This is a genomic window from Paenibacillus sabuli (assembly GCF_014705605.1).
Taxonomy (GTDB): Bacteria; Bacillota; Bacilli; order Paenibacillales; family Paenibacillaceae; genus Paenibacillus_D; species Paenibacillus_D sabuli.
Map to the genome: position 1 here is coordinate 37011 of NZ_JACXIZ010000025.1, position 24694 is coordinate 61704.

Sequence of the window (24694 nt, forward strand, 5' to 3'; positions counted from 1 at the left end):
TCCCACCCGCGCAATAACGTTAGTTTCTCGAGACTCACGTCGAAGATTGGATGATAAACGCTTTCGGCGATGTCGACATGAATTTTTTGAAGGTTTTGGAGAAGTAGGACGGGTCATAGTACCCCAGGTGCTCGGAAATTGAAGATACGGTCATATCGGTGTCTGTCAGCAGATTACAGGCTTCCATGATTCTTAAGTAGTGTATATATTGAATGGGAGACTGGCCCATGACTTCTTTGAAAATTGAAATCGTGTAGTTGGGAGAGCGATGAATCAATCGAGCGAGATCGTCGATCTCAATCGCTTCGCGGTAGTGATCGATCAGATAGTCTTTCATTGCTTTCACATAGCTGAGCTTCATCGGCGCAATCGTTGATTCCCTCATTTCTTTGCCCAGCAAGCCAAGCAGCTCCTGCAGGATGCCTTTGCAAATAAAATACCGCAACGGCTGTTCTTCGCGCAATTCGGCAAACATTTTTTCGATGCGATGTTTATAATATTCAAAATTGTTGACGCGCAGGACGAAGTAGGTTTTGCGGCTTAAATAGTCGGGTTCGTCCTTGAAAGGAGCGCTCAGGTTGAACAGCACCGTGTATTTGTGATGGGGCTGGCCTGCAACGTTTTTTCCGCTGCGCTCGGAGTGCAAAGGGATAAACAAAATTTGACCCGGACTCAAAATGACTTCCTCGTTGTTGATGACATAATGGGCCTGTCCTTCAATCATCAACACAACAATATGCCATCTGATGCGTTCAGCGGCGGTATGCCAGTCGGGAATCATTTTGTCAAGATTTACGGTTACTTCGTTGAACAAGATTGTCACATCCCTGGTGAGTACAGCGTTTTCCATGTATGCTGTCTGTCAGTATATGCTCTTACTGTATCATACTTTAAAACGTAGAGCACTCGCAGATTATGGCCTGATTTCCGCTGCATTTTGGGGGTATTAAGCAGGAGCAGCATTGTTTATACTCAAAATTACATCGCTTTCAATCAGCGCTTTCATTTCTGAGGATAAGGAGGGAATGACGGATCGACTCAGTGCTCGCCTCAACGAATGGCTTGAACAATTCGACTCTGCCTATCGAAAGGAACGATGAACGATGAGAAAAACATGGTATGCCAAGCTGCTTGTGCTCGTTGCCGTGCTTTCGCTGTCCTTTTGCCTCTCCGCCTCGGCGAATCCGGCGATCGTCAGCTACGGCGGCTCCTATTCGAGCGCGCTCGCCTCCGGTCAGACCTACGAGATGGCGTTTGAGGCGATCACGTTTCCAAGCCGGGATGGCACTATGCTCAGCGGCTGATTTTTGCCGGCGGCCGCAAAGCCTGCAGGAAGGACGATTATTATGGCGCACGGCTATCGCGGCAACCGCCTGGAGTCGAAGCTGCCGGCGCTTGAGCTGGCGTCGATCTGGCCGCGTCCGGTCCTGTTCATCCACGGCGCGGTCCGGACCGACCGGAGGGCGCCATGGGACAGCCAAGCCGGAGGTCGAGTCGAGACGCTTCCTCCGGCTTGGGTGTAGGCAATGCGGATGCGGTTGCAGGCTGCTGAGAGGATGAATAAATCAGTGCTTATTCGGCAAATCGAAGCGGTCGGCGTTCATGACCTTCGTCCAGGCAGCGACAAAGTCGCGTACGAACTTCGCTTGGTTGTCGTCTTGGGCATAGACCTCGGCGATCGCACGCAGCACGGAGTTGGAGCCGAAGACGAGGTCGACCCGGGTGGCGGTCCGCACTAGCGTGCCGCTGCTGCGGTCGCGTCCTTCATACGTGCCGTCCGCTGCAGGCGTCCAGGCGATTCCCATATCCAGCAGCTTGACGAAAAAGGCATTGGTCAATGCGCCCGTCTGCTCGGTAAAGACGCCGTGCGCGGTACCGCCATAGTTGGCGCCCAGCACACGCAGGCCGCCGATCAACACGGTCATCTCCGGCGCGCTAAGGTTGAGCAACTGGGCCTTGTCGATCAGCAGCTCTTCCTCGGGCCCTTCGAGGCCGGCGCGACGATAATTGCGGAAGCCGTCGGCCAGCGGCTCCAGCGCGGCGAAGCTGTCCGCATCGGTCTGCTGCTGCGTGGCGTCGCCGCGTCCCGGCGTGAACGGCACTTCGACCGGGCAGCCGGCAGCGCGCGCCGCTTGCTCGATCGCCGCGCTGCCGCCCAGCACGATCAGATCCGCGAGGCTGAGCGGGCGGGGCAGCTCCGCTTGCACCCGCTCTAGCACGCCAAGCACGCGAGCCAATTCGGCAGGCTCATTGGCCTCCCACCCGCGCTGCGGCTCCAGCCGGATGCGCGCGCCGTTGGCGCCGCCGCGCATATCTGAGCCGCGGAACGTGGAGGCCGACGCCCAGGCCGTCTTGACGAGCTCTGCGACGGTCAGGCCGGAAGCCAGCAGCTTCGTCTTGGCGGCGTCGAGCTCGGCTGCCGTCCACTGCGCGTCGCTCCCCGGTACCGGGTCCTGCCAGATATAATCCTCGGCGGGCACCTCCGGTCCGAGGTAGCGGGCGCGCGGCCCCATGTCGCGGTGCATCAGCTTGAACCATGCGCGGCCGAAGGCATCGGCGAATGCGGCAGGATCGGCATGATACCGTCTTGCGATGCGTGCATAGTCCGGATCGTGGCGCAGCGCCATATCCGCAGTCGTCATCATCGTCGGCACGCGCCGACTCGCGTCCTCGGCGTCCGGCGCGAGATGCGCCGCATCGGGATTGACAGGGGCCCACTGATGCGCCCCGGCCGGGCTGGTCGTCAGCGTCCATTCATAGCCGAACAACAGGTCGAAAAAGCCGTTGTCCCACTGCGTCGGATTGGCCGTCCAGGCGCCTTCGACGCCGCTCGTAATCGTGTCCCGGCCACGGCCGGAGCCATGCGCGCTCAGCCAGCCGAGCCCTTGCGCTTCGAGCGGCGCGGCTTCCGGATCGGGGCCGACCCGGGCGGCATCGCCGGCGCCGTGCGCCTTGCCGAAGGTATGACCGCCGGCGATCAGCGCGACCGTTTCCTCATCGTTCATGCCCATCCGCTGGAACGTCTCGCGGATATCGCGGGCGCTGCCGAGCGGATCGGGATGACCATCCGGACCTTCCGGATTGACGTAGATGAGTCCCATCTGCACGGCGGCCAGCGGCTTGTCGAGCTCACGGTCGCCGCTGTAGCGATTTTCACCCAGCCACTCCTTCTCCTTGCCCCAGTATACATCTTCCTCAGGGTGCCAGATGTCTGCGCGTCCGCCGCCGAAGCCGATCACGGGTCCGCCCATCGATTCGATCGCCACATTGCCGGTCAGTACGAGCAGATCGGCCCAGGAGATGCGGTTGCCGTACTTCTGCTTGATCGGCCACAGCAGGCGCCGGGCTTTGTCGAGGTTGCCGTTGTCGGGCCAGCTATTGAGCGGCGCGAAGCGCTGCGACCCGCTGCCTGCGCCGCCCCGGCCGTCGCCAGTACGGTAGGTGCCCGCCGAATGCCACGCCATACGGATGAAGAATGGACCATAATGGCCATAATCGGCCGGCCACCAATCCTGACTGTCGGTCATCAAGGCCCGCAGGTCTTGCTTCAACGCCTCGTAGTCGAGCTGGCCGAACGCCTCGGCGTAATCGAAATCGGCGTCCATCGGGTTTGATTTGGTGTCGTGTTGGCGCAGCAAGCCGACATGAAGCTGCTTCGGCCACCAGTCTTGGTTCGAAGTACCCTGAGAATGATGACTGGCGGCCGTGTGTCCATGCGAGAAGGGGCACTTGCCGGCAGGGGATGGGTGGTCCATGGAAGATCCTCCTTATTAATCATAGTTATTTTTAATTAATAATAATTATAATTATAATAAAGAGGGCGATAAATAGCAACAATAGAATCTGGTGCGAGCGTACGCCGAAGATTGATCAGGCGGCCTGCTCCGAGCCGGCACCCTCGCCATGGGCTTGTCGATGTGCACCGGGCGCGGGCCGCGGCAGTACGGCCGCGGCCGGACGATTGGCAAGACGAGCGCCGCGATCAGGAGGCGTTTCTGCAGATTCACCGCACGCATCCGACCGCGAAGGGGGTGCTGGACCTGCGCGCCTTCCTGAAATTCGCCGAACGCGGCATGCAGGCGCTGCCGATCGCCGATGCATCCTCGGCGGCGCCCGTGCCGCTTGTCCTCCCGTACGACGCTGATTCTCCGGCAATTGGAGCAGGTGCTGGACGCCGACGCGCCGATTAGCCGCAGCCTGCTGGCACGGCGGCTCCTGCAGGCCTGGGGGATCTCGCGCATGGCTTCAATAGATCCGATAGCGTCCGCTCAGCGCCAGCAGGGCGAAGAAGAACAAGCAATTGTCATAGTAGCGGCGCGGCCCGCGGCGCAGCGGCGTCTCCCACAACAGCCGCACGAAGTAAGCGGCGTCCTCCGAATCGGCGGCCAGCGCGGCCGCCGCATTGGTCGCCAGCAGGCCGACCGGATGCAGAGCGGGCTCGTCGAAGGGCTGCCCGTCGATCGTATAGCGCCGGTAGTCGGCGACCGGGATCGGCCGGAAGAAGCGCAGCAGCCGATTCGACTGCTCCACCTGCCACGGATCGCGGCGGAACCATTCCCAGTCCAGCGCGACATTGGCCGCCACCCGGTACGCGTCGCTGAAGAAGTGACGATAGTCCCCGTGCCGCTGCGGCGGCGCGGGCGTGCCGTCATAGTGGGCGTACTCCGGCGCCAGTCCGGTCTGCGGGTGGCAGGCCAGCTGCAGATAGGCCCGGCTGGCATCCGCCGCCTCGCGCCAAAATGCGCGGTCGCGCGCATCCGCGCGTTCGGCGAACAGCTCGTAGAAGTGGGGCAGGTGATAGGAAGGGTCGCTGAACGGCGACTCCGGCACGAACTTGATCAGCTTGGTCGCTGGGTCCCACATCGGATCGCCCGGCGCCCCGTCCTCGCCCTGATGCAGGCAGGCCCGCAGGATTTGCCGCGCCTGCGCGGCATAATCCAGCGGCGGCTCGCCATCCCCCCACCGTGCGGCGGCAAAAAACAGCGCCATCGCAAAAAATTCTTCCCCATCGGGCGCAGGTCCGGACGACAGGCGGGTGCCGTCCGGCTTGCAATGCCACGCAAAATAATGCTTGTAGCGACCCTCCCGGTGCTGCATATAGGTTACCGCGAATCGCCACAGCCGGTCGAATACCTCCTGGCGGTCCATCTGGACCGCCATCATCATTCCATACGACACGCCTTCCGTCCGCACGTCCAGATTGCCGGTATCCAATATATAGGCGATGTCCGCGCCAAGCGGATAATAAAAGCGCACCGCCTCGTCCGCATCGCCGAACAGAGCGGCCCATACCGCCTCCAGCCGCGCTTCGATCGCCGTCTCCGCAATGCCAAGCTCGGCCAGCACATTCCGGTAGCGTCCCGTTTGATACGCGCTTTTTTCGTGTGTTCGCATAGGAATTCCTCCCTTATCCGTTGAATTACCTATACCATAGCATGGAAGAACATGAAAAAAGTATAGCATCTGCTGCAAAAACTATAGCGTTTCCAAGGATAAGGAGGTCGCCATGTACACCGTCATGATCGTCGATGATGAACGCTACGTCCGCAAAGGACTGATCGAAATGCTCGATTGGGCGCAAGCGGGCTTCCGCGTCGCCGCCGAGGCGGACAACGGAGAAGACGCGTTGGCCCTGATCGAAGAACTGAGGCTCGACCTGGTCATCACCGATATTCGCATGCCGGTGCTCGACGGCATCGAGCTGATTCAGCGCGCCTCGGCCCGCAAGCTGGATACGGCGTTCCTGATCATCAGCGGCCACAATGACTTCCGCTATGCGCAGCAGGCGGTGCGCTTCGGGGCGCTCGACTATGTGCTGAAGCCGATCGATCAGGACGAATTGTTGAAAGCGGTAACAACCTTTCGTCAAAGGCGGGATGCGGAGATCGCGCTGCGCGGCCGCAGCGCGCTGCAAGACGCGCGCCGGCAGTTGGCGCGCATGCTGCGCGGCGAAGCGGAAGCGGCGCTGCTGGCGGAATGGGAGCAGCGCTGGCCGTCGGCGGGCAAGACCTGGTTCGCCTACGCGCTGGTGGAGCTGAACGATCCCGATCCGTGGCGGCCCAGCCGGCCGCTGGAGGACGAAGCGGCGGGCCGGGAGCTGGCAGCCGCCGTGCAGGAGGCGGCGAGCGTCCCGGCACCGCCGGTGCTGATGGTCCACCGCCGGGCGCTAGGCTTCGTGGTGCCGGCCCAGTATTGCGCGGCCTATGGCGGGCGCTTGCAGGACTGGCTGGCGGCCGTCCTGCATCGCCTGCGGCAGCGGCCGCTCTGCGGCCGATACGAGCTGCGCGCCTATGCGGGGGAGCGGGTCGAGACGCTGGCGCGGCTGAGCCGGGCCTTCGCGACCGCCAAGCAGCAGGTCGCCTTCAAGCTGTTGGAGCCGGGCAGCGAGGTGCTGCTTCATGAGCGGACGCAGCACAGCGAGCTGCACTATATCCAACTGGAGGATGAGGTGCTGTGCAAGCTGCTGGAGGCGGTCGAGGAAGGGGAGCGGGCGGCGATCGATCGCGCCCTGACGCGGCTGTTCGCCGAGTTCGCCGAGCGCCGCTTCTCGCCGGAAGCGGTGAAGGCGGCGATCGCGCAGGGCGTGCTCGGCATCGTCAAGACGATTCGTGGCCTGAAGGGCGCCGAGACGGAGCTGCCGAGCATGGCGGCGATGATCGGCTGGCAGGATATCAGTCTCACACTGCCCACGCTGCGCAAGCTTGCAGAGACCTTTTGCCTGGAGGCGGCGGAGCTGATCGGTCGCTTGTTCCGCGCGCGGGGCAGGGGCGGGATCGAACCGATCAAGGCGTATGTCGACGCGCATTTTCATCAGAATATCAGCCTCAAGAGCATCGCCGCCCAATTCTATATGAACGCGGCTTATCTCGGCCAGTTGTTCAAGAAGAGCATGGGCGTCTACTTCAACGATTACGTCCAGCAGCTTCGCATGAACGAGGCCAAGAAGCTGCTGCGGCAGCGCGATCTGCGCGTGTACGAGGTGGCGGAGCGGGTCGGCTTTCAGAATGCGGATTATTTCGTCACGGTGTTCGAGAAGCTGGAGCACATGACGCCCAGCGAATATCGCAACCGGATTCAGGCACGCGAACGAAGCGGAGGGAACCCTTGACATGAACCGGCTGCTGCACAATATCCGGCTGCGCAATAAGATGCTGCTGGTGTATTTCGGGTGTATTTTTGCCCCGATGCTCGTCACCAACATGTTGTTCTACACCATTATCGCCGACAATGTGCGGGAGCGCAGGGTCGAGGAGATCGATCGGGCCGTCGAGCAGATCAGGAACGATTTTCGCGCCCAGATCGACGGCGCGGTCGGCGTGTCGGCTTTTTTTTATGCAGATTCCACCACGAACGAGCTGCTCGAACGCGATTACGCCCGCACGGAGGCGTATGTGGAGGCGTACGACGGCTACTTGCGCCGCATCTTCGGCAATCACAGCATGTCCTCGCCTGCGCTGCAGAGCATCACCGTCTACGTGGACAATCCGACCATCCTGCATTCGGGCAACATCGGCCTGCTCTCCGCGCAGGTCAAGCGGACCGCCTGGTATGCGGAAGGCTCCAGCAGCGAGCGCTCTTACCCGGTGTTCGTGCGAACGACGACCGAGGACGGCCGCTTCGGAGGCTTCTCGCTGCTGCGCCGCATGGATTATTTCCAGGATCGGATGTCCAAGGAGAAGCTGCTCCGCATCGACTTCAAGACGCTCGACCTGATCGAGACGTTCGCCAATCTGAACATGACCGGCGATCTGTACCTGGTCAATCCGCAAGGCGGCATCGAGTATACGACCGACGCCGCGGTCGATTGGCGCGGCCAGGCGGCCTATGCGGCGCTGCAGGCGGACGATGCGATGGAGTTCGTCAAGGACTTCGGCGGCGTCAGCTACTTGAAGGGGTGGCGCATCGTCGGCGCGATCGACGAGGACGAGATCATACGGGAGGTGCGGCGCTCCCGCGACTTCATCGTATGGTCTGCCTGTCTGATGATCCTGCTGCCGACCGTCATCATATTGCTCGTGACGCGCTCGATGAATGTGCGCATCGTCCGCATTTTGCAGCATATGAAGAAGGTCAAGAATCAGCAATTCGCGCGCATCGCCGGCGATCAATACCGGGACGAGATCGGCCAGCTCACGCTGGAGTTCAACCGGATGATCCTGCAGATTCGCAGCTTGATCGATGATGTCTATCTGGCCGACATTCAGCGCAAGTCGCTGGAGCTGGCGCGCCGCAAGGCGCAGTGGAACGCGCTGCAAAGTCAGATCAATCCGCATTTTTTGTTCAATGCGCTGGAGACGATCCGCATGCGCAGCCTGCTCAAGCAGGAGAAGGAGACGGCCAAGATCATTCACAGCATGGCCCGCATGTTCCGCAGCTCGCTGACCTGGAACAAGGATCGTATCTCGGTCAAGGAAGAGCTGGAGCTGATCGAGTGCTTCCTGGACATTCAGCGCTACCGCTTCGAAGACAAGCTGAGCTGCCGGATCGAGGTCGCGCCGGAAGCGTACGACTGCGAGGTGCCCAAGATGCTGCTGCTGCCCTTCGCGGAGAACGCCTGCATCCACGGCATCGAACCGCTCAAGCAGGGCGGGGAGATTCACATTCGCATCACGACCGAGGAAGACGAGCTGCGATTCGAGGTGACGGACAACGGCCGGGGCATGGAGGAAGAGGAGGTCAAGCGCATCTATACGCATCTCAATGCGGACGACATGATGGGCGAGCGCATCGGGCTGCAGAATGTCATATACCGGGCCAGGATGGCCTACGGCGACCGCTTTCGGCTGTCGGTGAACAGCCGTCCGGACGTCGGCACGGCGATTGTGCTGCGCATGCCGCTTCGAAGCGAATAGCTATAATTTCCAAAGAAAACCCTGTAATTGGAAGGGTGACCCCGATTCGAAGTCGCTTTTATACTGAGAAGGCAAGCAAAACGATCGCGAGAGGGGTAGGATTATGATGAAAAAGAGAAGCACCTGGCTTGTCTGTCTGGCCTTGCTCTGTGTCATTGCGGCAACTGCCGCCTGTACGGGCGGCAACGACAACAAAGGTACGGCGAAGAACGACAGCGGCAGCGGCAACGGCAACGGGACAGGCACAGGCACCACGGACAATACAACGGCCGATGCCGCGAAGGAGAAGGTGACCTATACCATCTTCAACGGGGTCGCAGGCTCCAAGGACATCAATACGAACGAAACGACGATCGGCAAAGTGCTGGAGGATCAGACCGGCGTCAACTTCAAGCTGGAATTCCTGGTAGGCGACCTCAACACGAAGATCGGCACGATGATCGCCTCCAATGAATACCCCGAAGTGCTCATTCCCGACGCCGCGATCGAAGAAGTGATGAACGCCGGCGCCTTCATTCCGCTCGACGATCTGATCGACGAGCATGCGCCGAACATCAAGCGTGTGTACGGCCCGTTCCTGGACCAGATGCGCGCCAAGGACGGCAAGCTGTACTATCTGCCGATCGCGGTGCAGGTCGGCGACTATGTGCCCGATCCCGAGCCGGGCGCGGCCTTCTACATCCAGCGCCGGGTACTGGAGGAGGCGGGCTATCCCGAGGTGCATACGCTGGAGGAATATCTGGAGCTGATTCGCAATTACGTGAAGGCGCATCCGGAGGAGAATCTGACCGGCATGGTCTCGCTGACGCATGACTGGCGCTTCTTCTCGATCGCCAATCCGCCGATGCATCTGTCGGGCTATCCGAACGACGGCAACGTGCTGGTCGATCTGGATACCCATGAGGCCAAGGCCTACGCCGCCTCGGAGGAAACGAAGCGCTGGCTCAGCACCTTGAACGGCTTGAATGCCGAGGGGCTGTTCGACAAGGCATCCTTCGTCGACAACTACGATCAGTACATTGCCAAGCTGACCTCGCACAAGGTGCTCGGCTTCTATGATCAACGCTGGCAGGTGCAGAACGCGCTCAATGTGCTGCGGGATGCGGCGCGCAAGGACACGGCCATGGACGGGTACAATTACTTTCCGCTGCCGATCACCTTTGATGCGGGCACGCCGGACGCCTACGTCGAGCCGCAGGGCGGACTGGTCACGAACCGCGGCATCGGCATCACGGTGAGCGCCGAGGATCCGGTGCGGATCATCGAGTATTTCGACAACATGCTGACCGAGGACAATCAGATCCTCACCTCCTGGGGCATCGAGGGGGAGACGTACGAGGTGAATGAGGAAGGGCGCTTCTACCGGACGGAAGAGCAGATCAACACCATCGACGAGGCGTTCAACGAGCAGTTCGGCTTCAAGCAGTATAGCTGGAACTGGCCGAGCTACTCGGCGAATTCGACGCTGGCTGATGGCAACGGCAAGTCCGTCGGCTACCAGCCCGAGGTGTTCCAGATGAGTCTGACGGAAGGGGACAAAAAAATCCTGGGGCAGTATGGCGCGCAGACGTACTCGGACCTGTTCGCCGAGCCGGTCTACCGGGCCTGGTACCCGGCCTGGGGCTTCGCCAAGGAGCAGAATTCGCCGGAGCAGATGTGGGAGGCGGCCAAGGAAGAGCTGCAGAAGAAATACTTCCCGAAAATGGTGCTGGCCTCGCCGGATAACTTCGAAGCGGCGTGGAAGGAATACACGGAGGCGTTCGCCAAGCTCGACACGGCCGGCTATGAAGCGTGGACGACCGAGCAGGTGAAGCAGCGCATCGAGAACGACTGAGCCGGCGGATCGGATAGGCCGCCCGCGGCGTGGCCCGCAGCGCGGCCTGCGATGTGGCCCGTGGCGCGGCCGGCGGCGTGGCCTGGGGAGCGGCCGGCGGTGTGGCCCGAGGAGCGGCCGCGGCGTGGCCGGCGGTGTAGCCCGCGGAACGGCCCGAGGAGCGGCCGGCGGTGTGGCCGGCGGTGTGGCCCGAGGAGCGGCCAGCGGTGTGGCCGGCGGTGTGGCCTATAGCGTGGTACGCCGATGTCTGGTGAGTGGCCGCGAAGCGTCAGTCGCTGCGGGCGCTCGTTATTGCTCGAACTTGGTCTCAACGCGGTTGCGAACTGTAAAAGTACAGTTCAACTAGCTCAAACTAAGATGAAGTCGCATTTCAACTGCAAAAGTACAGTTAATTTTCGGCGAAATGATGAAATTTGGTTAAAATCGAAAGAAATAACTGCACTTTTGCAGTTCAGCTCGAATTTAGCATTAGAAGACGGCAAAATAACTGCACTTTTACAGTTCGTTGTAGATCGCCGCCGCGCCGCAGCAACCACTCCCGAATCAAGCAGCAGTAACTGCCGAATCAGGCAGCAACCATTCCTGAATCACGCAGCAGTAACTGCCGAATCAAGCAGCAACCATTCCTGATCACGCTGCAGCAACTGCCGAATCAAGCAGCAGCAACTGCCGAATCACATAGCATCGGCCGGCCGAGAAAGGCACGTTGCAGACCAACATGCGAGAAGTGCGGGTGCCCTTACAAAAGTTGAAGCTGATGCTATGGAGGGATAGCCGACTGTGGAGTTCGCGAGGATGGACGTTGGTCGAAATACGATTCATAACTAGCGGACTGTCAGGAGTCACGGTGGTGGCGATAGTGGCATCAGTCTATCGTTTGCAGTATCGGTGGTGGCGATTGTGGTAGCGGCATGGCTGACAACGAGCCGGTGTAGGTGCCTAATGGCGACAACAGAGAAAGGAGTGAGCGCGGTGGGGATGCGGCAATTTTTCATCAAGTTGGGTCGGCAGCGCGCTTTGTTGCTGATGTCCTTGCCTTTTGTAGTCTGGTTGTTCGTGTTCAAGTACGTGCCGATCTGGGGCTGGAGCATCGCCTTTCAGGACTACAAGCCCGCACTCGGATTTTGGGAGCAGACGTGGATCGGCTTGGATCATTTTCAATTTTTGTTCGGTGACGAGCGCTTCCTGCGCGTCTTGCGCAACACGCTGGCGATGAGCACGATCAATCTCGTACTCGGCTTCGGTACGGCGATCACGCTGGCGCTGCTGCTCAACGAGGTTCGCCGCGTCGCCTTCAAGCGCGTTGTACAGACGGTCAGTTACTTGCCGCATTTCATCTCGTGGGTCGTGGCGGCCAGCATTATTCAGAATACGCTGGCCCCCGACGGCATACTGAACCAACTGCTCGTATGGACGGGCTTCATCGATGAGGGCAACGAGATCCTATTCCTCGGCATTCCCGAATACTTCTGGGGTATCTTCGGGGTCGGCACGGTGTGGAAGGACATCGGCTGGAATACGATCGTGTACCTGGCCGCGATGACGACGATCGACCCGTCGCAGTACGAGGCGGCGGAGATGGACGGGGCCGGGCGCTTCAAGCGCATGATCCATGTGACGCTGCCGGGCATTCGGCCGGTCATCGTCGTCCTGCTGATCATGAACATCGGGTATTTGATGGAATCGGGCTTCGAGCCGCAATACTTGCTGGGCAACGGCATGAACGTCGACTATTCCGAGAACATCGACATTTTCGTTTTGAAGTACGGCATTGCCCAAAGCAACTTCTCGCTCTCCATCGCCGCGGGCATGTTCAAGACGATCGTCAGCTTCATCCTGCTGTTCGCCGCCAATCACATCGCCAAGCGTACCGGGGAATCGCGATTGTTCTGATCGCATGCACGCAAGTACGAACACGAGGGACAACGGTTGCATAAGGACGCAAGCAGGCACATGGAACCGGGACACATGTACAACGGACCCGCAAGCAGGCACATGGAACCGGGACACATGTACAACGAACCCGCAAGTAGTCATATCGCCGCAAGCAGGCATAACGAACCCGTAAGCAGGCAGATCGAAGAACGCAAGCACGCCGACGTGCGCAGACGGGGCGTCAAGCATGATGAAGAAGGAGGGATGACGTGTGAAAATGGCTCGGGCGGGAGGCGCAATTCACGCCGCGATGGAAGGAAGGAGCCGGATCAGGACTTCTGCGGGCGACCGGATATTCGACGTGTGCAATTATGGATTTATGATCGTGCTGATGGTGGTGACGCTGTATCCGTTTCTCAACGTGTTGGCAGTCTCGCTGAACCAAGCGCAGGACTCGATCAAGGGCGGCATCTACGTGCTGCCGCGGGTTTGGACGCTGGACAATTACATGTACATCTTCAAGGAAGCGACGATCTTCCACGCGACGCTGATCTCGGTGCTGCGTACGGTCATTGGCACGGCGGCTACGGTGTTCTGCTCGGCGATGGTCGCCTACACGATCAGCAGACCGGATTACGTGCTGCGCAAGCTTGTGACGATTTGCTTCATTTTGACGATGTATTTTAACGGCGGTCTGATCCCTACCTACCTGCTCATCCGCGATCTGGGGATGATCGGCAGCTTCTGGGTCTATATCTGGCCGGGGCTGATCGGGGTGTTCAACCTGATCATCATTCGCTCCTTCATCGACGGGCTGCCCGAGAGCATCCTGGAGTCGGGGCGGATTGACGGGGCTGGCGACTTTCGGACCTTCTTCTCTATCGTGCTGCCGCTGACGACGCCGGTGCTGGCGACCGTGGCGCTGTTCTCGGGGGTGTACCAATGGAATTCGTGGTTCGACGTCTTCCTGTACAATTCATCGCATATCGAGCTGAGCACTCTGCAGTATGAGCTGCAGAAGATCTTGCAGAATTCGAATATTACCTCCGGGATGTCGGGCCTTGACGGCATGATCAAAGGCATGACCGGCTCACAGAGTGCGGTGACGCCGCTGTCCGTGCGGGCAACGATGACGATTGTCGCATCCGTGCCGATCATACTGGTCTATCCCTTCTTGCAGAAATACTTCGTCAAAGGCATGATGGTCGGCGGGGTGAAGGGGTAAGGCGCGCGCTCCGGCATGCGCACCGGCATGCGCTCCGGGTATGCGCTGCAGGACGCGCGTCGCGTAAGCGGCGCGCGTCCTGCAGCGGTCTTCACAGATGACGGCGGTTGTTGTATAGTAGAGATGCAATGATACAACTCGGTTCTATAATATAGTACACGATGCAATGGAGGGCTTACCGATTCCGATCATTCAATCCGTCGAGCGGGCGCTGCAGATCCTCGATCTGTTCGACGAATACCGGCCCGAATTGAAAATTACCGAAATCAGCGCCAAGCTGCAGCTTCACAAGAGCACGGTGCACTCGTTGTTGAAAACGCTACAAGCGCAGCATTATATTCAGCAAAATCCTGAAAACGGCAAATACCGGCTCGGTCTGAAGCTGCTGGAACGCAGCAGCCGTCTGATCGAGAGCCTCGATATTCGCCAGGTCGCGCGCGGCGAGCTGGAGGAGCTGTGCCGGGTGACCGGCCAGACCGTTCATCTCGTCGTGCTGGACGGCCGGGAAGGCGTCTACATCGACAAGGTCGAAGGGCCGAAGGCGGTCATCCGCTATTCGCGCATCGGCAAGCGCATCCCGCTGCACAGCAGCGCGGTCGGCAAGGCGCTGATCGCGGATGCGCTGCCGGAGAAGCTGGAGGCGATCCTGGCCGGCTATACATACGCCAAGCACACCGAGCGCACGCTGACGAGCGAGTCCGCGTTGCGCGCGGAGCTGGAGCGCGTCAGGGAGCAGGGCTATGCGGTGGACGATCAGGAGAATGAGCCGGGCGTCTATTGCATCGCAGTGCCGATTCACGGCTACACCGGCGAAGTGGCGGCTGCGATGAGCATCTCGATGCTGATCGCGCGCGTGTCGGAGCAGGAGCGCGAGGCATATGCGCAGGCGCTGCTGGCGGCAAGCGAGCGCTTGTCTGCGCGCCTGGGCGGCGGGCTCGCGCGGCGGCCGGGCGCCAGGTAGGCGAAGCAGACGAGTGGAAGTCAGGACTACGCGAGGATCACGTCGGGATCATGCTGGGATTACACCGGGACCATGCCGTGATCATGCCGGGATCACGAGAGGGGGGCAGCAGCGATCGGCAGATCCATTGCCGCTGGCAGCGGCGCTGCTGGGCCAGTTGGCGTGTGCATTGGGATTCGGAGTTATTCGGACGTACGAAGTTCGGGGTTGTCCGAATCGGGTTAGGGCTTGATCGTGCGGTCGGCTTACCGCATATAAGCCTTTCTTTTTACCTTTGATTATAAAACTTGGTTTTATAATATAAAACAAATTAAAGGAGATCAGGCCGATGCGATTGGTTCGTTATATTGAGGCAGAAGGCAAGCCGCCCGTTTTTGCCGCTTGCACGGAGGAAGGGCAGGTGGTTCCGCTGCCCCAAGACGGCATTCAGGCGCTAATCCGGCAAGCGCGCAGCGAGCGTGTCACGCCGCTGGAGTGGGTGCGGAAGTGGATGCGCACCGCGCCGAGGCTGGAGGCGAGCGAGGAGCAGCTTCGGCTTGCCGTGCCGCTTGTCGCCCCGGAGGTATGGGCGGCCGGTGTAACCTATGCACGCAGCCGGGATGCTCGCAATTATGAGGCGACCGGCGGCAAGCTCGATGCGACGACCTTTTACGATAAAGTATACGACGCGCCGCGCCCGGAGCTGTTCCTCAAGTCGACGGCGGCGCGGACGGTCGGGCCGGAGGAGGAGATGCTGCTGCGCAGCGACTCGAATTGGCAGATTCCCGAGCCCGAGCTGGGCCTGGTGCTGGATGGCGACGGCGCGATCGTCGGCTATACGGCGGGCAATGATCTGAGCTGCCGCGATATTGAAGGCGAGAATCCGCTGTATTTGCCGCAGGCCAAGGTATGGAAGCGCTCTTGCTCGCTTGGGCCGGCGATTGTGCTGGCCGAGTCGGTGGAGGACCCGTATCGCTTCGAGCTGGCATGCCGCATCTATCGGGGCGGCGCGCTCGTCAGCGAAGGCACTGCCAGCACCGGGCAGTTGAAGCGACGATTCGACGAGCTGGTGGCGTATCTGATTCGGGATAACGACACCTTTGACGGCAATGTGCTGCTCACCGGGACGTGCATCGTGCCGCCGAATGCATTTACATTGCAGAATGGCGACGTCGTGGAGATCGAGATCGGCGGCATCGGTACGCTGCGCAATACGATGCGCAGCCCGACGCAAAACGCGACGCAAAACGCGACGCATGATTCGGAGCGGTCAGCGAGCGAGTTCGGGTGAGCCGGTATCCACGCACGAGGGTTATCCCTACCAATCAAGCTGAAGGAGGCAATACTTTATGAGTGTACAAGCAGCAGGTGTAATGTATCGCAATTATATCAATGGACAATGGGTGCCCGCGGCCAGCGGCGACATGGAGGTCAGCGTCAATCCGGCCAATCGGAGCGACGCGATCGGCCGCTATCCGCTCTCGGATGCGGGCGATGTCGACCGCGCGGTGCAAGCGGCGGCCGCCGCGCGCCGCGACTGGCGCAAGCAGACCGGCGCGGCGCGCGGCGAATGCCTGCGCAAGGCGGCGGACGCGCTCGAGCGCAGGCTGGAAGAAGTGGCGCGCACGATGACCCGGGAGATGGGCAAGACGCTGCCCGAGGCCAAGGGCGAGACGGCGCGCGGCGTAGCGCTGCTGCGCTATTACGCCGGGGAGGGGATGCGCAAGGTCGGCGACGTGATCCCGTCGACCGACAGCGCTGCGCTGATGTATACGACGCGCGTTCCGCTCGGTGTCGTCGGCGTCATTACGCCGTGGAATTTTCCGGTCGCGATCCCGATCTGGAAGATGGCGCCGGCGCTGGTGTATGGCAATACGGTCGTCCTGAAGCCGGCCGAGGAGACGTCGGTGACGGCGGCGCTGGTCGTGGAATGCTTCGAGGAAGCGGGCTTCCCCGCAGGGGTGATCAATCTGATCATCGGCAAGGGCGATGTCGTCGGCCCGGCGCTGGTCGATCATCCCGGCGTGCAGGGCATCACCTTCACCGGCTCCAACGCCGTCGGCAAGCAGATCGGTCAGCAGGCGCTGGCGCGCGGCGCGAAGTATCAATTGGAGATGGGCGGCAAAAACCCGGTCATCGTGCTGCCCGACGCCGATCTGAAGCTGGCGGTGGAGGCGACGATCAGCGGCGGCCTGCGCTCGACCGGGCAGAAGTGTACCGCCACGAGCCGCGTCTTCGTGCATCGCGACGTCTACGCCGCCTTCCGCGAGCTGCTGCTCGAAGAGACGAAGAAGCTCACACTCGGCGACGGGCTCGAAGACGGCGTATGGATGGGGCCGTGCGCCAGCGGCAAGCAGTTGGAGAAGGTCGTGTCCGCTATCGCGCGCGGCGTCGAGGAAGGCGCGGAGCTGATCTATGGCGGCAAGCGGCCGGGCGACGGTCCGCTGGCCGACGGCTATTATGTGGAGCCGGCGATATTTGACAGGGTCAAGCCGGAGATGACGATCGCCCGCGAAGAGATCTTCGGCCCGGTGCTGGCGCTGATCGCTTGCGACGATCTCCAAGACGCGCTGGCGATGGCCAACGACAGCGAGCTCGGGCTGAGCGCGGCGATCTTCACCAAGGATATCGGCAGCATGCTAAGCTTCATCGACGATATCGAGGTCGGACTGGTACGGATCAACGCCGAGACGGCGGGGGTCGAGCTGCAGGCGCCGTTCGGCGGCATGAAGCAATCGAGCTCGCACTCCCGCGAGCAAGGGCAGGCGGCGATCGAGTTCTTCACCTCGGTCAAGACGGTATTCGTCAAGGCGTGAGCGCCGGCGGAAGGAGAGGGGGGGACGTCCATGAATCATACGTTGCAAGCGATCATGGCGACATGCGAGCCGGACGTGTACGCGCTGCAGACGGCGGCGCGCGGCCCGGAGGGGGCGCTGCCGCTGACGCATGAGCTGCTGATGCAGGCGCCGAGCGGCGACCTGTTCGGACTGACGCAGAATGTAGGCATGGGATGGATGCCCTCTCGGCTCGGCGGGCAGCAGGTGCTGCTGCTCAGCACGCAGGGCGGCATCCGCGGCGAGGACGGCACGCCGGTGGCGCTCGGCTACCATACCGGCCATTGGGAGGTCGGGCTGCTGATGCGGGCCGCGGCGGAGGAGATCGCAGCGACAGGGGGCGTGCCGTTCGCGGGCTATGTCAGCGATCCGTGCGACGGCCGCAGCCAGGGGACGAGCGGCATGTTCGACTCGCTGCCGTACCGCAACGATGCGGCGATGGTCTTCCGCCGGCTCATCCGCTCGCTGCCCACGCGTGACGCGGTGATCGGCGTCGCCACCTGCGACAAAGGCATGCCCGCGATGCTGATGGCGCTCGCCGGCAGCGGCGATCTGCCCGGCATCGTCGTCCCGGGCGGCGTCACGCTGCCGCCCGAGCAGGGCGAGGATGCGGGCAAAATTCAGACGATCGGCGCCCGGTACGCGGCGGGCGAGCTGTCGCTGCAGGACGCGGCTGATCTCGGCTGCCGCGCCTGCGCCACGCCCGGCGGCGGCTGCCAGTTCCTCGGCACGGCGGCGACCTCGCAGGTCGTCGCCGAGGCGCTCGGGCTCACCGTGCCGCATGCCGCGCTCGCTCCGTCCGGCCAGGCGATCTGGCTCGATCTGGCGCGCCAATCGGCGCGTGCCGTCGCCGCGCAGCAGGCGCGCGGGCTGCACTTGCGCGACATCCTCACTGACGGCGCGCTGCACAATGCGATGGTCGTGCACGCGGCCTTCGGCGGCTCGACCAATCTGCTGCTGCACATCCCCGCGATCGCGCATGCGGCCGGGCTGCGGGTGCCGGATGTGGCGGACTGGACGCGCGTCAATCGCAGCGTGCCGCGTCTGGTCAGCGTGCTGCCCAACGGGCCGGAGCCGCATCCGACCGTGCGCGCCTATCTGGCAGGCGGCGTGCCCGAGGTGATGCTGCATCTGCGCCGGGCCGGCCTGCTGGACGAGACGGTACTGACGGCAACGGGCGAGCCGCTCTCGGCGGTGCTCGACTGGTGGGAGCGCTCCGAGCGCCGGGCCGAGATGCGGACCGCGCTGCTGGAGCAGGACGGCGTGCAGCCCGATCAGGTCATCATGAGCCCCGAGCAGGCGCGGGCGCGCGGCTTGACGTCGACCGTCACCTTCCCGACCGGCAATCTGGCGCCCGAGGGCTCGGTCATCAAGTCGACGTCGATCGATCCGTCCGTGCTGGACGCGGACGGCGTCTTCCGCCGCCGCGGTCAGGCGAAGGTATTCACCTCCGAGCGCGCGGCGATCCGCGCCATCAAGACCGGGGGCATCGCACCCGGCGATATGCTCGTCCTGATCGGGCGCGGTCCGCTCGGCACCGGGATGGAGGAGACGTACCAATTGACGTCGGCGCTCAAGCACCTCTCCTACGGCAAGCATGTGACGCTGATCACCGACGCCCGCTTCTCCGGCGTCTCGACCGGCGCCTGCATCGGGCATGTCGGCCCCGAGGCGCTGGCCGGCGGGCCGATCGGCAAGCTGCGGGACGGCGACTGGATCGAGGTCGTCGTCGACCCCGTTGGGCTTAGCGGAAGCGTGGACTTCATTGGCGAGGAGGAGCGTTTGCTGGGTCCCGAGCAAGGAACGGCGGTGCTCGCTGCGCGTCCGCTGCACCCGGACGCTGCGCCCGACCCGGCGCTGCCGGACGATACGCGCTTGTGGGCGGCGCTTCAGGCGGCGAGCGGCGGCACGTGGCGCGGCTGCGTGTACGACGTGGATCGGATTGTGGAGGCGTTGACGAGAGGCGGAGCAGAGGGAGCGGGAGGCGGCGCTGGACAATGAAGTTACCTGCTCGTGCTGTGTTTGCCCTCTCCTGCTTCCCTCATCCTGTCAAAAAAGATCGGGCAGCGCGTACCAGTACCCGGCGCATGGCGCAACGGATCCGAGGAGCTGGACAATACCGGTGATGATGCGCAGCCTTCGGGACAGCCCGAGGTGTGTGAAGATGTCGGTCCAATGCCTTCCCACCTTTAGCATAATTAAACTCAAGCCTGTCACTCGCCTTTTCGCGCCGCAGCGAGAAAAGAATCGACAAGCTTCCATTGCATGGAAAGGTCGGTTGTAGAAAAGCGCTCGGCCTGCTGCACGCGGCGGCGCGCTCCGTTTCATTCGGGTTCATTGCTTGCTCGCGCCAATATTTTCGAGCTCTCCTCCTGTCGACGTAACACTTGGGACCGGCTACACGAAGTCGGACAGAAAAAATTAAATAATTGAGCTCTGTTCATTTCGTCATTCACGAGTAGATATGCTATGATGGAATTTGCTAAAATAACAAATGAGGAGTGATATTCTGAGAAAAAAACAACCGATGTCATTTGACGATCTGCTAAAGGACCTGCAAGGGCAGAAAACAATTCAAGAGGACCCCAGTCGGCCTTCATTGGAGAAGCTTTTTCCTGCATCGTTTATGAGAAAGCATTCCAGATTCAATAGCTTCCGGGAATTTCAGGAAAATGGCAACTTTCAGGCTGATACGCTACAAGACATTGAAAAAATATCCGGTGAGCTTTTCGATCGGCACATTGACAGAGAGACGGATTTTCCGAATTGGAAGACGATGCTGGAAAGCGCAAACCGGGAGTTCGAGAGAGGAAAATAAACGGCCAAGGGTCGGAACGAGGAGACGCTGGGAAGATCCCGAGCGTTTTTTCAATTTGGTCGATCCGACTCAATTTGGTATTTTCCACCAGCCCCCCCCCGGTCTTTACGTCCGCTCCAAAAACGTCTTCGACGTTCAGATTGGTTAGGTCTACTAATATGGCGATTCGAAATATACAGCGCAACTGAGCGAGTAGAGCCTTCATCGAAGAACGCCGAACTGGACGGAAGCTACCCCAGCGAGGTATGCGCACAAAGCTCCCGGAGATGGCGAATGACAATCCGCTCCATCGTCTCTGCCGTATATTGCTCCGGGCGAAGCAAGGCAAGGTTCGACAAGCCTTGCGCTAGCAGAGGTCGGCGCCATGCTGCGGCGGCTCCATGAAGCCTCTTCCGCGTTTGCCGATGCGCTGTGTAAGCCTTGGTTATTGCGCGAGTTGGGCGGAGCGAAGCGCGTATACAGTCACGGCGATGTAGCGCCATTGGAGCTGACGCACGCAGGAGCCGATGTGATTATGGCGGGTCGAAATCGATAGAAAGGGGAAGCGAGGTGAACCCTGAATTCGAACTCGCCCCGGAGCGCCGGACCAGAATAAAGGAACCCGATCGGCAATCGACCCAGGCTCCGCCTTTCTAGGCATGCTTACCGCAATCCGTCAGCACTGTCCCTAGACAACTTGTCAAGCAACCAAGGCTTAATCAGCGGCAGGACCGATTCGGGCTGCATCGCTTTTGTATGATCCATGCCATCGCCCCTCAAAATCACGACGTCCCAACCGAACTGCTTTAAACGATGTGCGTTGGCGGTTAAGATTCCGAACATATCCACCGTAACATTCCCAAAGTTTTCCCCATAGACGATCTTGTCTTTTTCTCCGGCAAAGGCAAGCTTCGGAAAGCGCAGCTGCCCGTGAATCGCGGTATCGTCAAAATCCAGTAAATGTTGATACAGCTTGAAGAACTGTTTCGTTTGACCGGGATCCATTTTTACCTGCACGTTGTCCCAATCAGACGCCTCGGTCGGGGCAGGGTCGTCCATTCGATCTTCGGTGACTGTTTGATTGTCCAAAGCTTGCGCATTCGTCTTTGCAGTGACGGTCATCATTTCCTTGTACGGACCTTTGTAAGGCGGGAATCCTCCCATGATCAGACTTTCCAGCCGGTTCGTTCGGATTGCCAGCTGCAAGCCGATTAGCGCCAGCCACGAGTACCCGTAATAACTGAACGTCTCGACCTGCATGGCATCGGCGATGCGCAAAAAATCGGTTGCAATGCGGTCCGGTGTAAGCGTCAAATAGCCCACACCTATAAGGAAGATGCAGGCTGAGCTATAATGAACATTGTTAAGACTTGTGTACGCGGCAATGCAGCGGGAGCTGAGGCGACCACGGTAAAAATGGTTCGATCTGCGCCGCATCCTGAGGATCGGCAAGCTGCGGGAGCTGCTCGAACAGATACGTCAGATACCGAGTCGGATGGAGCCCGTTTGCTTTGGCTGTCTCCATGACACTGTAAATGGTCGCACTGGCCTTGGCCCCGCGAGGTGTATTGGCGAACAACCAATTTTTGCGGCCGATCACAAACGGTTTAATGGCCCGTTCGCTTCGGTTGTTGTCGATCTCCAGGCGACCGTCCAGCAGAAAGGCCTGTAGCTTCTCCCACTGATTCAAGCTGTAAGTCACCGCCTGGCCCAACTTGCTCTTGGGCACCATCCGCGCCTTTTGCTGTTTTAACCACACGGCATAGGCCGTCAAGACCGGCACGCTCTTTTCCTGCCGCCCCTGCTTACGCGCCTCTGGCGTGACCTCCCGCAGTTCGCGCTCAATGGCAAAGAGCTGGTTGCAAAATGCCAACCCCTGCGCCGCCATGGTACCCGAGCTGTCCGTGCCGGCAGGCAGCGCCTTCAACGCCTCATCGTAGTATCGCCGAGCATGCGCCCAGCAACCCACCAAGGTGACATCCTTCACCTTGTGGTAGCCGGGGTAGCCGTCCACATGCAGATAGCCCTTGAATCCAGCCAGTGCATCCCGGGGATGCACCCCTTTACGTGAGGGCTGGTACTCAAAGCAGATGATCTCCGGGCCGATGCGCCCACTACGATACAGCCACATGTACGAATCGCTCGTCGCGGCCTTGCCGGGCTCCTGCAGCACCTGCACCCGGGTTTCATCCGCATGCAGGATGTCGCGCTGCCGGAGCTGCTCTTGCATCTGCTGCATCACACAGGAGAGCCACTGCTCACTACCGTAGATCAGCCAGTTAGCCATCGTTTGCCGGGAGAGCGTAAGCCCCATGCGGGCAAACTGCTGCTCCTGTCGATAGAGCGGCTGGCTGTCCACATATTTCTGGCTCATCACATACGCTAGCGCCGAGGGCGATGCCAGACTTCCCGGGTACACCGGCTGGGGCATCGGGGCATTGACCACCGGCGAGTGAATACCTTCGCGTTCACACTGCCGGCAGCTGTAGACCGAGCGCACATGACGGGTGACCTTCACTTCCGCCGGAATGACGGTAATTTCGTTCCGGGTTTGGCTGCTCATCTCATGCAGCGCGCCACCGCAGCAGTGGCAGACTTGCTCCTCTGCCGGTAAGGTGTGCGTCACGGTCTCGACGTCCAGCACTTCCAGCTTTGCCTGACGGCTAACCGGCTTCTTGCGCGTGTAGGTCACCTTCTCCGTTTCTGGATCCGGCGTCTCGGCGCTAGCCTCGACTTCGGCTTCATTGAAGAGGTCCAGGCTCATCTGGTCCGGGTGTGTCTTCTCGCTGGAGGCACCAAAGCGCTTATGCTGGGCCAGACGGAACTGTTCTTCGTACCACTTCACTTTGGCCGACAGTTCCGCCACCTGTTGCTCCAGGGCACGGGTATTCGTTTGTAGTTCTTCGATCGTTTGAGGTGCTTCCGCTCGTTTGTCCATAGCGTAAGGTTTCGACGCGAGAGCTCCGAATTCCTGCCTGCCTCGTAAACCAGGACGATTAGATGACCGCCTCTGCGAGAACCTGACGGTGCGCGCCCCGTTGCTCAAGCGAGAGGCCGTCGAGCAGCCAGCGAAGTTCCCGGGCCGAGACGGACACGCTCTGCGTGTCCCCGGCTGCAGGCCATTGGAAACGACCGCTCTCCAAGCGGCGGTAGAGGAGCCAAAACCCGTTGTGGTCCCAAGCGAGAAGTTTGAGCTTGTCTCGTCTGCGATTACAAAACACAAACAGACAGGGGGCCAGTGGATCCAACTGCATGACCTCCTGCACCCAGGCCGCAAGCGCGTCGATGGATTTGCGCAGGTCGGTAGCCCCTGGAGCCAGGTACACGCGCTGGGCAGGCGATAGACTCAGCATGACTGAAGCGCCGCCACCGTGGCGCGCAACAGTTGGGGGTCGAAGCCACTTCTCACTTCCAGGCGTACGCTTCCTATATAGAGGGAAAGCGGTTCGGGGCTTGGGAGAGGTGAATCTTCGGTCAGGGCGACCGGAAGCAAACGCGGGAGTGATGGAGCGGAGCTTCCTTCGACTTGCGAGTCTTTGTGCTTTCGCTTCCAATATTTGAGTTGATCGATGCTCACGGCATGAGCGGCGCACCACGCTTTCATGGTTTGCCCGCTGGCATGATACTCAGCCAGGCGAGCGACCCAGACCCGGGCACGCTGTTCTCTTGAAGACATACAGGTTCCTCCTCGTTTCGTTCGTTACCTGTATATTCTCATAGATAATGGCACACCAGAAGGTGTGCTAGGTTTGACGCTTACGGTCCGGTGTAAGCAGGTCCGGCTGAGGGTACGCCATCAGATGGCCTTCATAGTCGAAATGCAGCACCCTGAACGCATCCGATAGGCCTCCAATAAAGTGTTCTCCCAGTTCGGGATCGACGCCCCACAGCTTCAAGCTCTCCGCCGCCGGACCGTACACCGACTTTTTGGCGATTGGCAGCATGATCGTACGGCCAGCCGGATTCCCAATTAACCCCACCTCCAATGCGGAACCATCAACCAAAGCAACTTCACTTCTCATCGTCATGATCACCCTCCCTTAGTCAGTACAACAAAAGCATACAACATTCACGCAATAGCCCGGTTTTTACAATACAAGTTTCGGTGGTATGATAGGTTGGAGGTTTTTAGGTTAACGCAGCACTTTAAGCGATTACTTCACGATCGGGAAGTGGAATGCATGCAAACGACCTACACCCCCGCTCAAATTGCTGAGCAGCTATGCGTCAGCACAACGACGCTAAGAACTCACATTCCGCACCCTTGAGACTCTGAAAATGGCGAATTATGGTGTATGCTAGATTCAGAGAATCAAGCGGGGAGCGGATGGAATCAT

At 60.4% G+C, this 24694-nt stretch carries 21 protein-coding genes and 1 pseudogene; 14 read left to right on the plus strand and 8 right to left on the minus strand.

Features of this window, described 5'->3' with window-relative positions; all coding sequences use genetic code 11:
• Positions 1-34 precede the first annotated feature (34 nt).
• Positions 35-814 (minus strand): helix-turn-helix domain-containing protein, encoded by a 780-nt coding sequence (locus IDH44_RS15185; protein WP_190919060.1) that lies wholly within the window; start codon positions 812-814, stop codon positions 35-37.
• Positions 815-1103: 289 nt separating this feature from the next.
• Between IDH44_RS15185 and IDH44_RS15190 the strand changes: the two genes are divergently transcribed.
• Positions 1104-1304 carry a hypothetical protein gene (locus tag IDH44_RS15190; RefSeq protein ID WP_190919062.1) on the plus strand — a complete coding sequence of 67 codons (201 nt, stop codon included), beginning with the start codon at positions 1104-1106 and terminating at the stop codon, positions 1302-1304.
• A 42-nt stretch (positions 1305-1346) separates the two neighbouring features.
• Entirely contained in the window at positions 1347-1523 is a 177-nt protein-coding gene (locus tag IDH44_RS15195; protein WP_190919064.1) for a hypothetical protein, read from the plus strand.
• Positions 1524-1565: 42 nt separating this feature from the next.
• On the opposite strand, the gene katG is transcribed toward IDH44_RS15195, so the two are convergent.
• Complete coding sequence (gene katG, locus IDH44_RS15200) at positions 1566-3755, minus strand: catalase/peroxidase HPI (RefSeq protein WP_190919065.1); 2190 nt, start codon at positions 3753-3755, stop codon at positions 1566-1568.
• A 340-nt stretch (positions 3756-4095) separates the two neighbouring features.
• Between katG and IDH44_RS27410 the strand changes: the two are divergent.
• Positions 4096-4194, plus strand: a pseudogene (locus tag IDH44_RS27410) (hypothetical protein); the annotation flags it as partial.
• Positions 4195-4245: 51 nt separating this feature from the next.
• Here the strand turns inward: IDH44_RS27410 and IDH44_RS15210 are convergent.
• Complete coding sequence (locus tag IDH44_RS15210) at positions 4246-5394, minus strand: glycosyl hydrolase family 8 (protein WP_190919067.1); 1149 nt, start codon at positions 5392-5394, stop codon at positions 4246-4248.
• A gap of 112 nt (positions 5395-5506) precedes the next feature.
• On the opposite strand from IDH44_RS15210, the gene IDH44_RS15215 reads away from it, so the two are divergent.
• From IDH44_RS15215 to IDH44_RS15265, 11 genes are all read left to right on the plus strand, one after another.
• Positions 5507-7108 (plus strand): response regulator transcription factor, encoded by a 1602-nt coding sequence (locus IDH44_RS15215; protein ID WP_190919068.1) that lies wholly within the window; start codon positions 5507-5509, stop codon positions 7106-7108.
• A gap of 1 nt (position 7109) precedes the next feature.
• On the plus strand, positions 7110-8852 hold the full coding sequence (locus tag IDH44_RS15220) for a sensor histidine kinase (protein ID WP_190919070.1): 1743 nt from the start codon (positions 7110-7112) through the stop codon (positions 8850-8852).
• A 106-nt stretch (positions 8853-8958) separates the two neighbouring features.
• The gene (locus IDH44_RS15225) at positions 8959-10686 is read left to right on the plus strand and encodes a type 2 periplasmic-binding domain-containing protein (protein WP_190919093.1); all 1728 of its coding nucleotides are present in this window, start codon (positions 8959-8961) and stop codon (positions 10684-10686) included.
• A 243-nt stretch (positions 10687-10929) separates the two neighbouring features.
• Entirely contained in the window at positions 10930-11316 is a 387-nt protein-coding gene (locus tag IDH44_RS15230) for a hypothetical protein (protein WP_190919072.1), read from the plus strand.
• A 348-nt stretch (positions 11317-11664) separates the two neighbouring features.
• The gene (locus IDH44_RS15235) at positions 11665-12579 is read left to right on the plus strand and encodes an ABC transporter permease (protein ID WP_223869712.1); all 915 of its coding nucleotides are present in this window, start codon (positions 11665-11667) and stop codon (positions 12577-12579) included.
• 259 nt (positions 12580-12838) lie between these two features.
• Positions 12839-13786: a carbohydrate ABC transporter permease gene (locus IDH44_RS15240; protein WP_397326784.1), complete on the plus strand. Its 948-nt coding sequence runs from the start codon at positions 12839-12841 to the stop codon at positions 13784-13786.
• A gap of 181 nt (positions 13787-13967) precedes the next feature.
• Positions 13968-14747, plus strand: a complete 780-nt coding sequence (locus IDH44_RS15245; RefSeq protein ID WP_190919097.1) for an IclR family transcriptional regulator — start codon at positions 13968-13970, stop codon at positions 14745-14747.
• A gap of 328 nt (positions 14748-15075) precedes the next feature.
• Positions 15076-16017, plus strand: a complete 942-nt coding sequence (locus IDH44_RS15250; RefSeq protein ID WP_190919075.1) for a fumarylacetoacetate hydrolase family protein — start codon at positions 15076-15078, stop codon at positions 16015-16017.
• 58 nt (positions 16018-16075) lie between these two features.
• Positions 16076-17542 (plus strand): alpha-ketoglutaric semialdehyde dehydrogenase GucD, encoded by a 1467-nt coding sequence (gene gucD, locus IDH44_RS15255; RefSeq protein ID WP_190919077.1) that lies wholly within the window; start codon positions 16076-16078, stop codon positions 17540-17542.
• A gap of 54 nt (positions 17543-17596) precedes the next feature.
• Positions 17597-19561 carry a YjhG/YagF family D-xylonate dehydratase gene (locus IDH44_RS15260; RefSeq protein ID WP_397326785.1) on the plus strand — a complete coding sequence of 655 codons (1965 nt, stop codon included), beginning with the start codon at positions 17597-17599 and terminating at the stop codon, positions 19559-19561.
• Between the two features lie 526 nt (positions 19562-20087).
• Complete coding sequence (locus tag IDH44_RS15265) at positions 20088-20378, plus strand: hypothetical protein (RefSeq protein ID WP_190919080.1); 291 nt, start codon at positions 20088-20090, stop codon at positions 20376-20378.
• A 642-nt stretch (positions 20379-21020) separates the two neighbouring features.
• Here IDH44_RS15265 and IDH44_RS15270 read toward each other — a convergent pair.
• The 5 genes from IDH44_RS15270 to IDH44_RS15285 all read right to left on the minus strand — a co-directional run bounded on the left by IDH44_RS15270 (position 21021) and on the right by IDH44_RS15285 (position 24385).
• Positions 21021-21671, minus strand: a complete 651-nt coding sequence (locus tag IDH44_RS15270) for an alpha/beta hydrolase (RefSeq protein ID WP_190919083.1) — start codon at positions 21669-21671, stop codon at positions 21021-21023.
• A gap of 49 nt (positions 21672-21720) precedes the next feature.
• Entirely contained in the window at positions 21721-23295 is a 1575-nt protein-coding gene (gene tnpC, locus IDH44_RS15275; RefSeq protein WP_190919085.1) for an IS66 family transposase, read from the minus strand.
• Between the two features lie 58 nt (positions 23296-23353).
• On the minus strand, positions 23354-23710 hold the full coding sequence (gene tnpB / locus IDH44_RS15280) for an IS66 family insertion sequence element accessory protein TnpB (protein WP_190919087.1): 357 nt from the start codon (positions 23708-23710) through the stop codon (positions 23354-23356).
• A complete protein-coding gene (tnpA, locus tag IDH44_RS27415; protein ID WP_397326783.1) occupies positions 23704-24033 on the minus strand; it encodes an IS66 family insertion sequence element accessory protein TnpA in 330 nt (109 codons plus the stop codon). The genes tnpB and tnpA overlap by 7 nt, the downstream gene beginning before the upstream one ends.
• A gap of 67 nt (positions 24034-24100) precedes the next feature.
• The gene (locus IDH44_RS15285; RefSeq protein ID WP_190919089.1) at positions 24101-24385 is read right to left on the minus strand and encodes a hypothetical protein; all 285 of its coding nucleotides are present in this window, start codon (positions 24383-24385) and stop codon (positions 24101-24103) included.
• Positions 24386-24694: the final 309 nt, after the last annotated feature.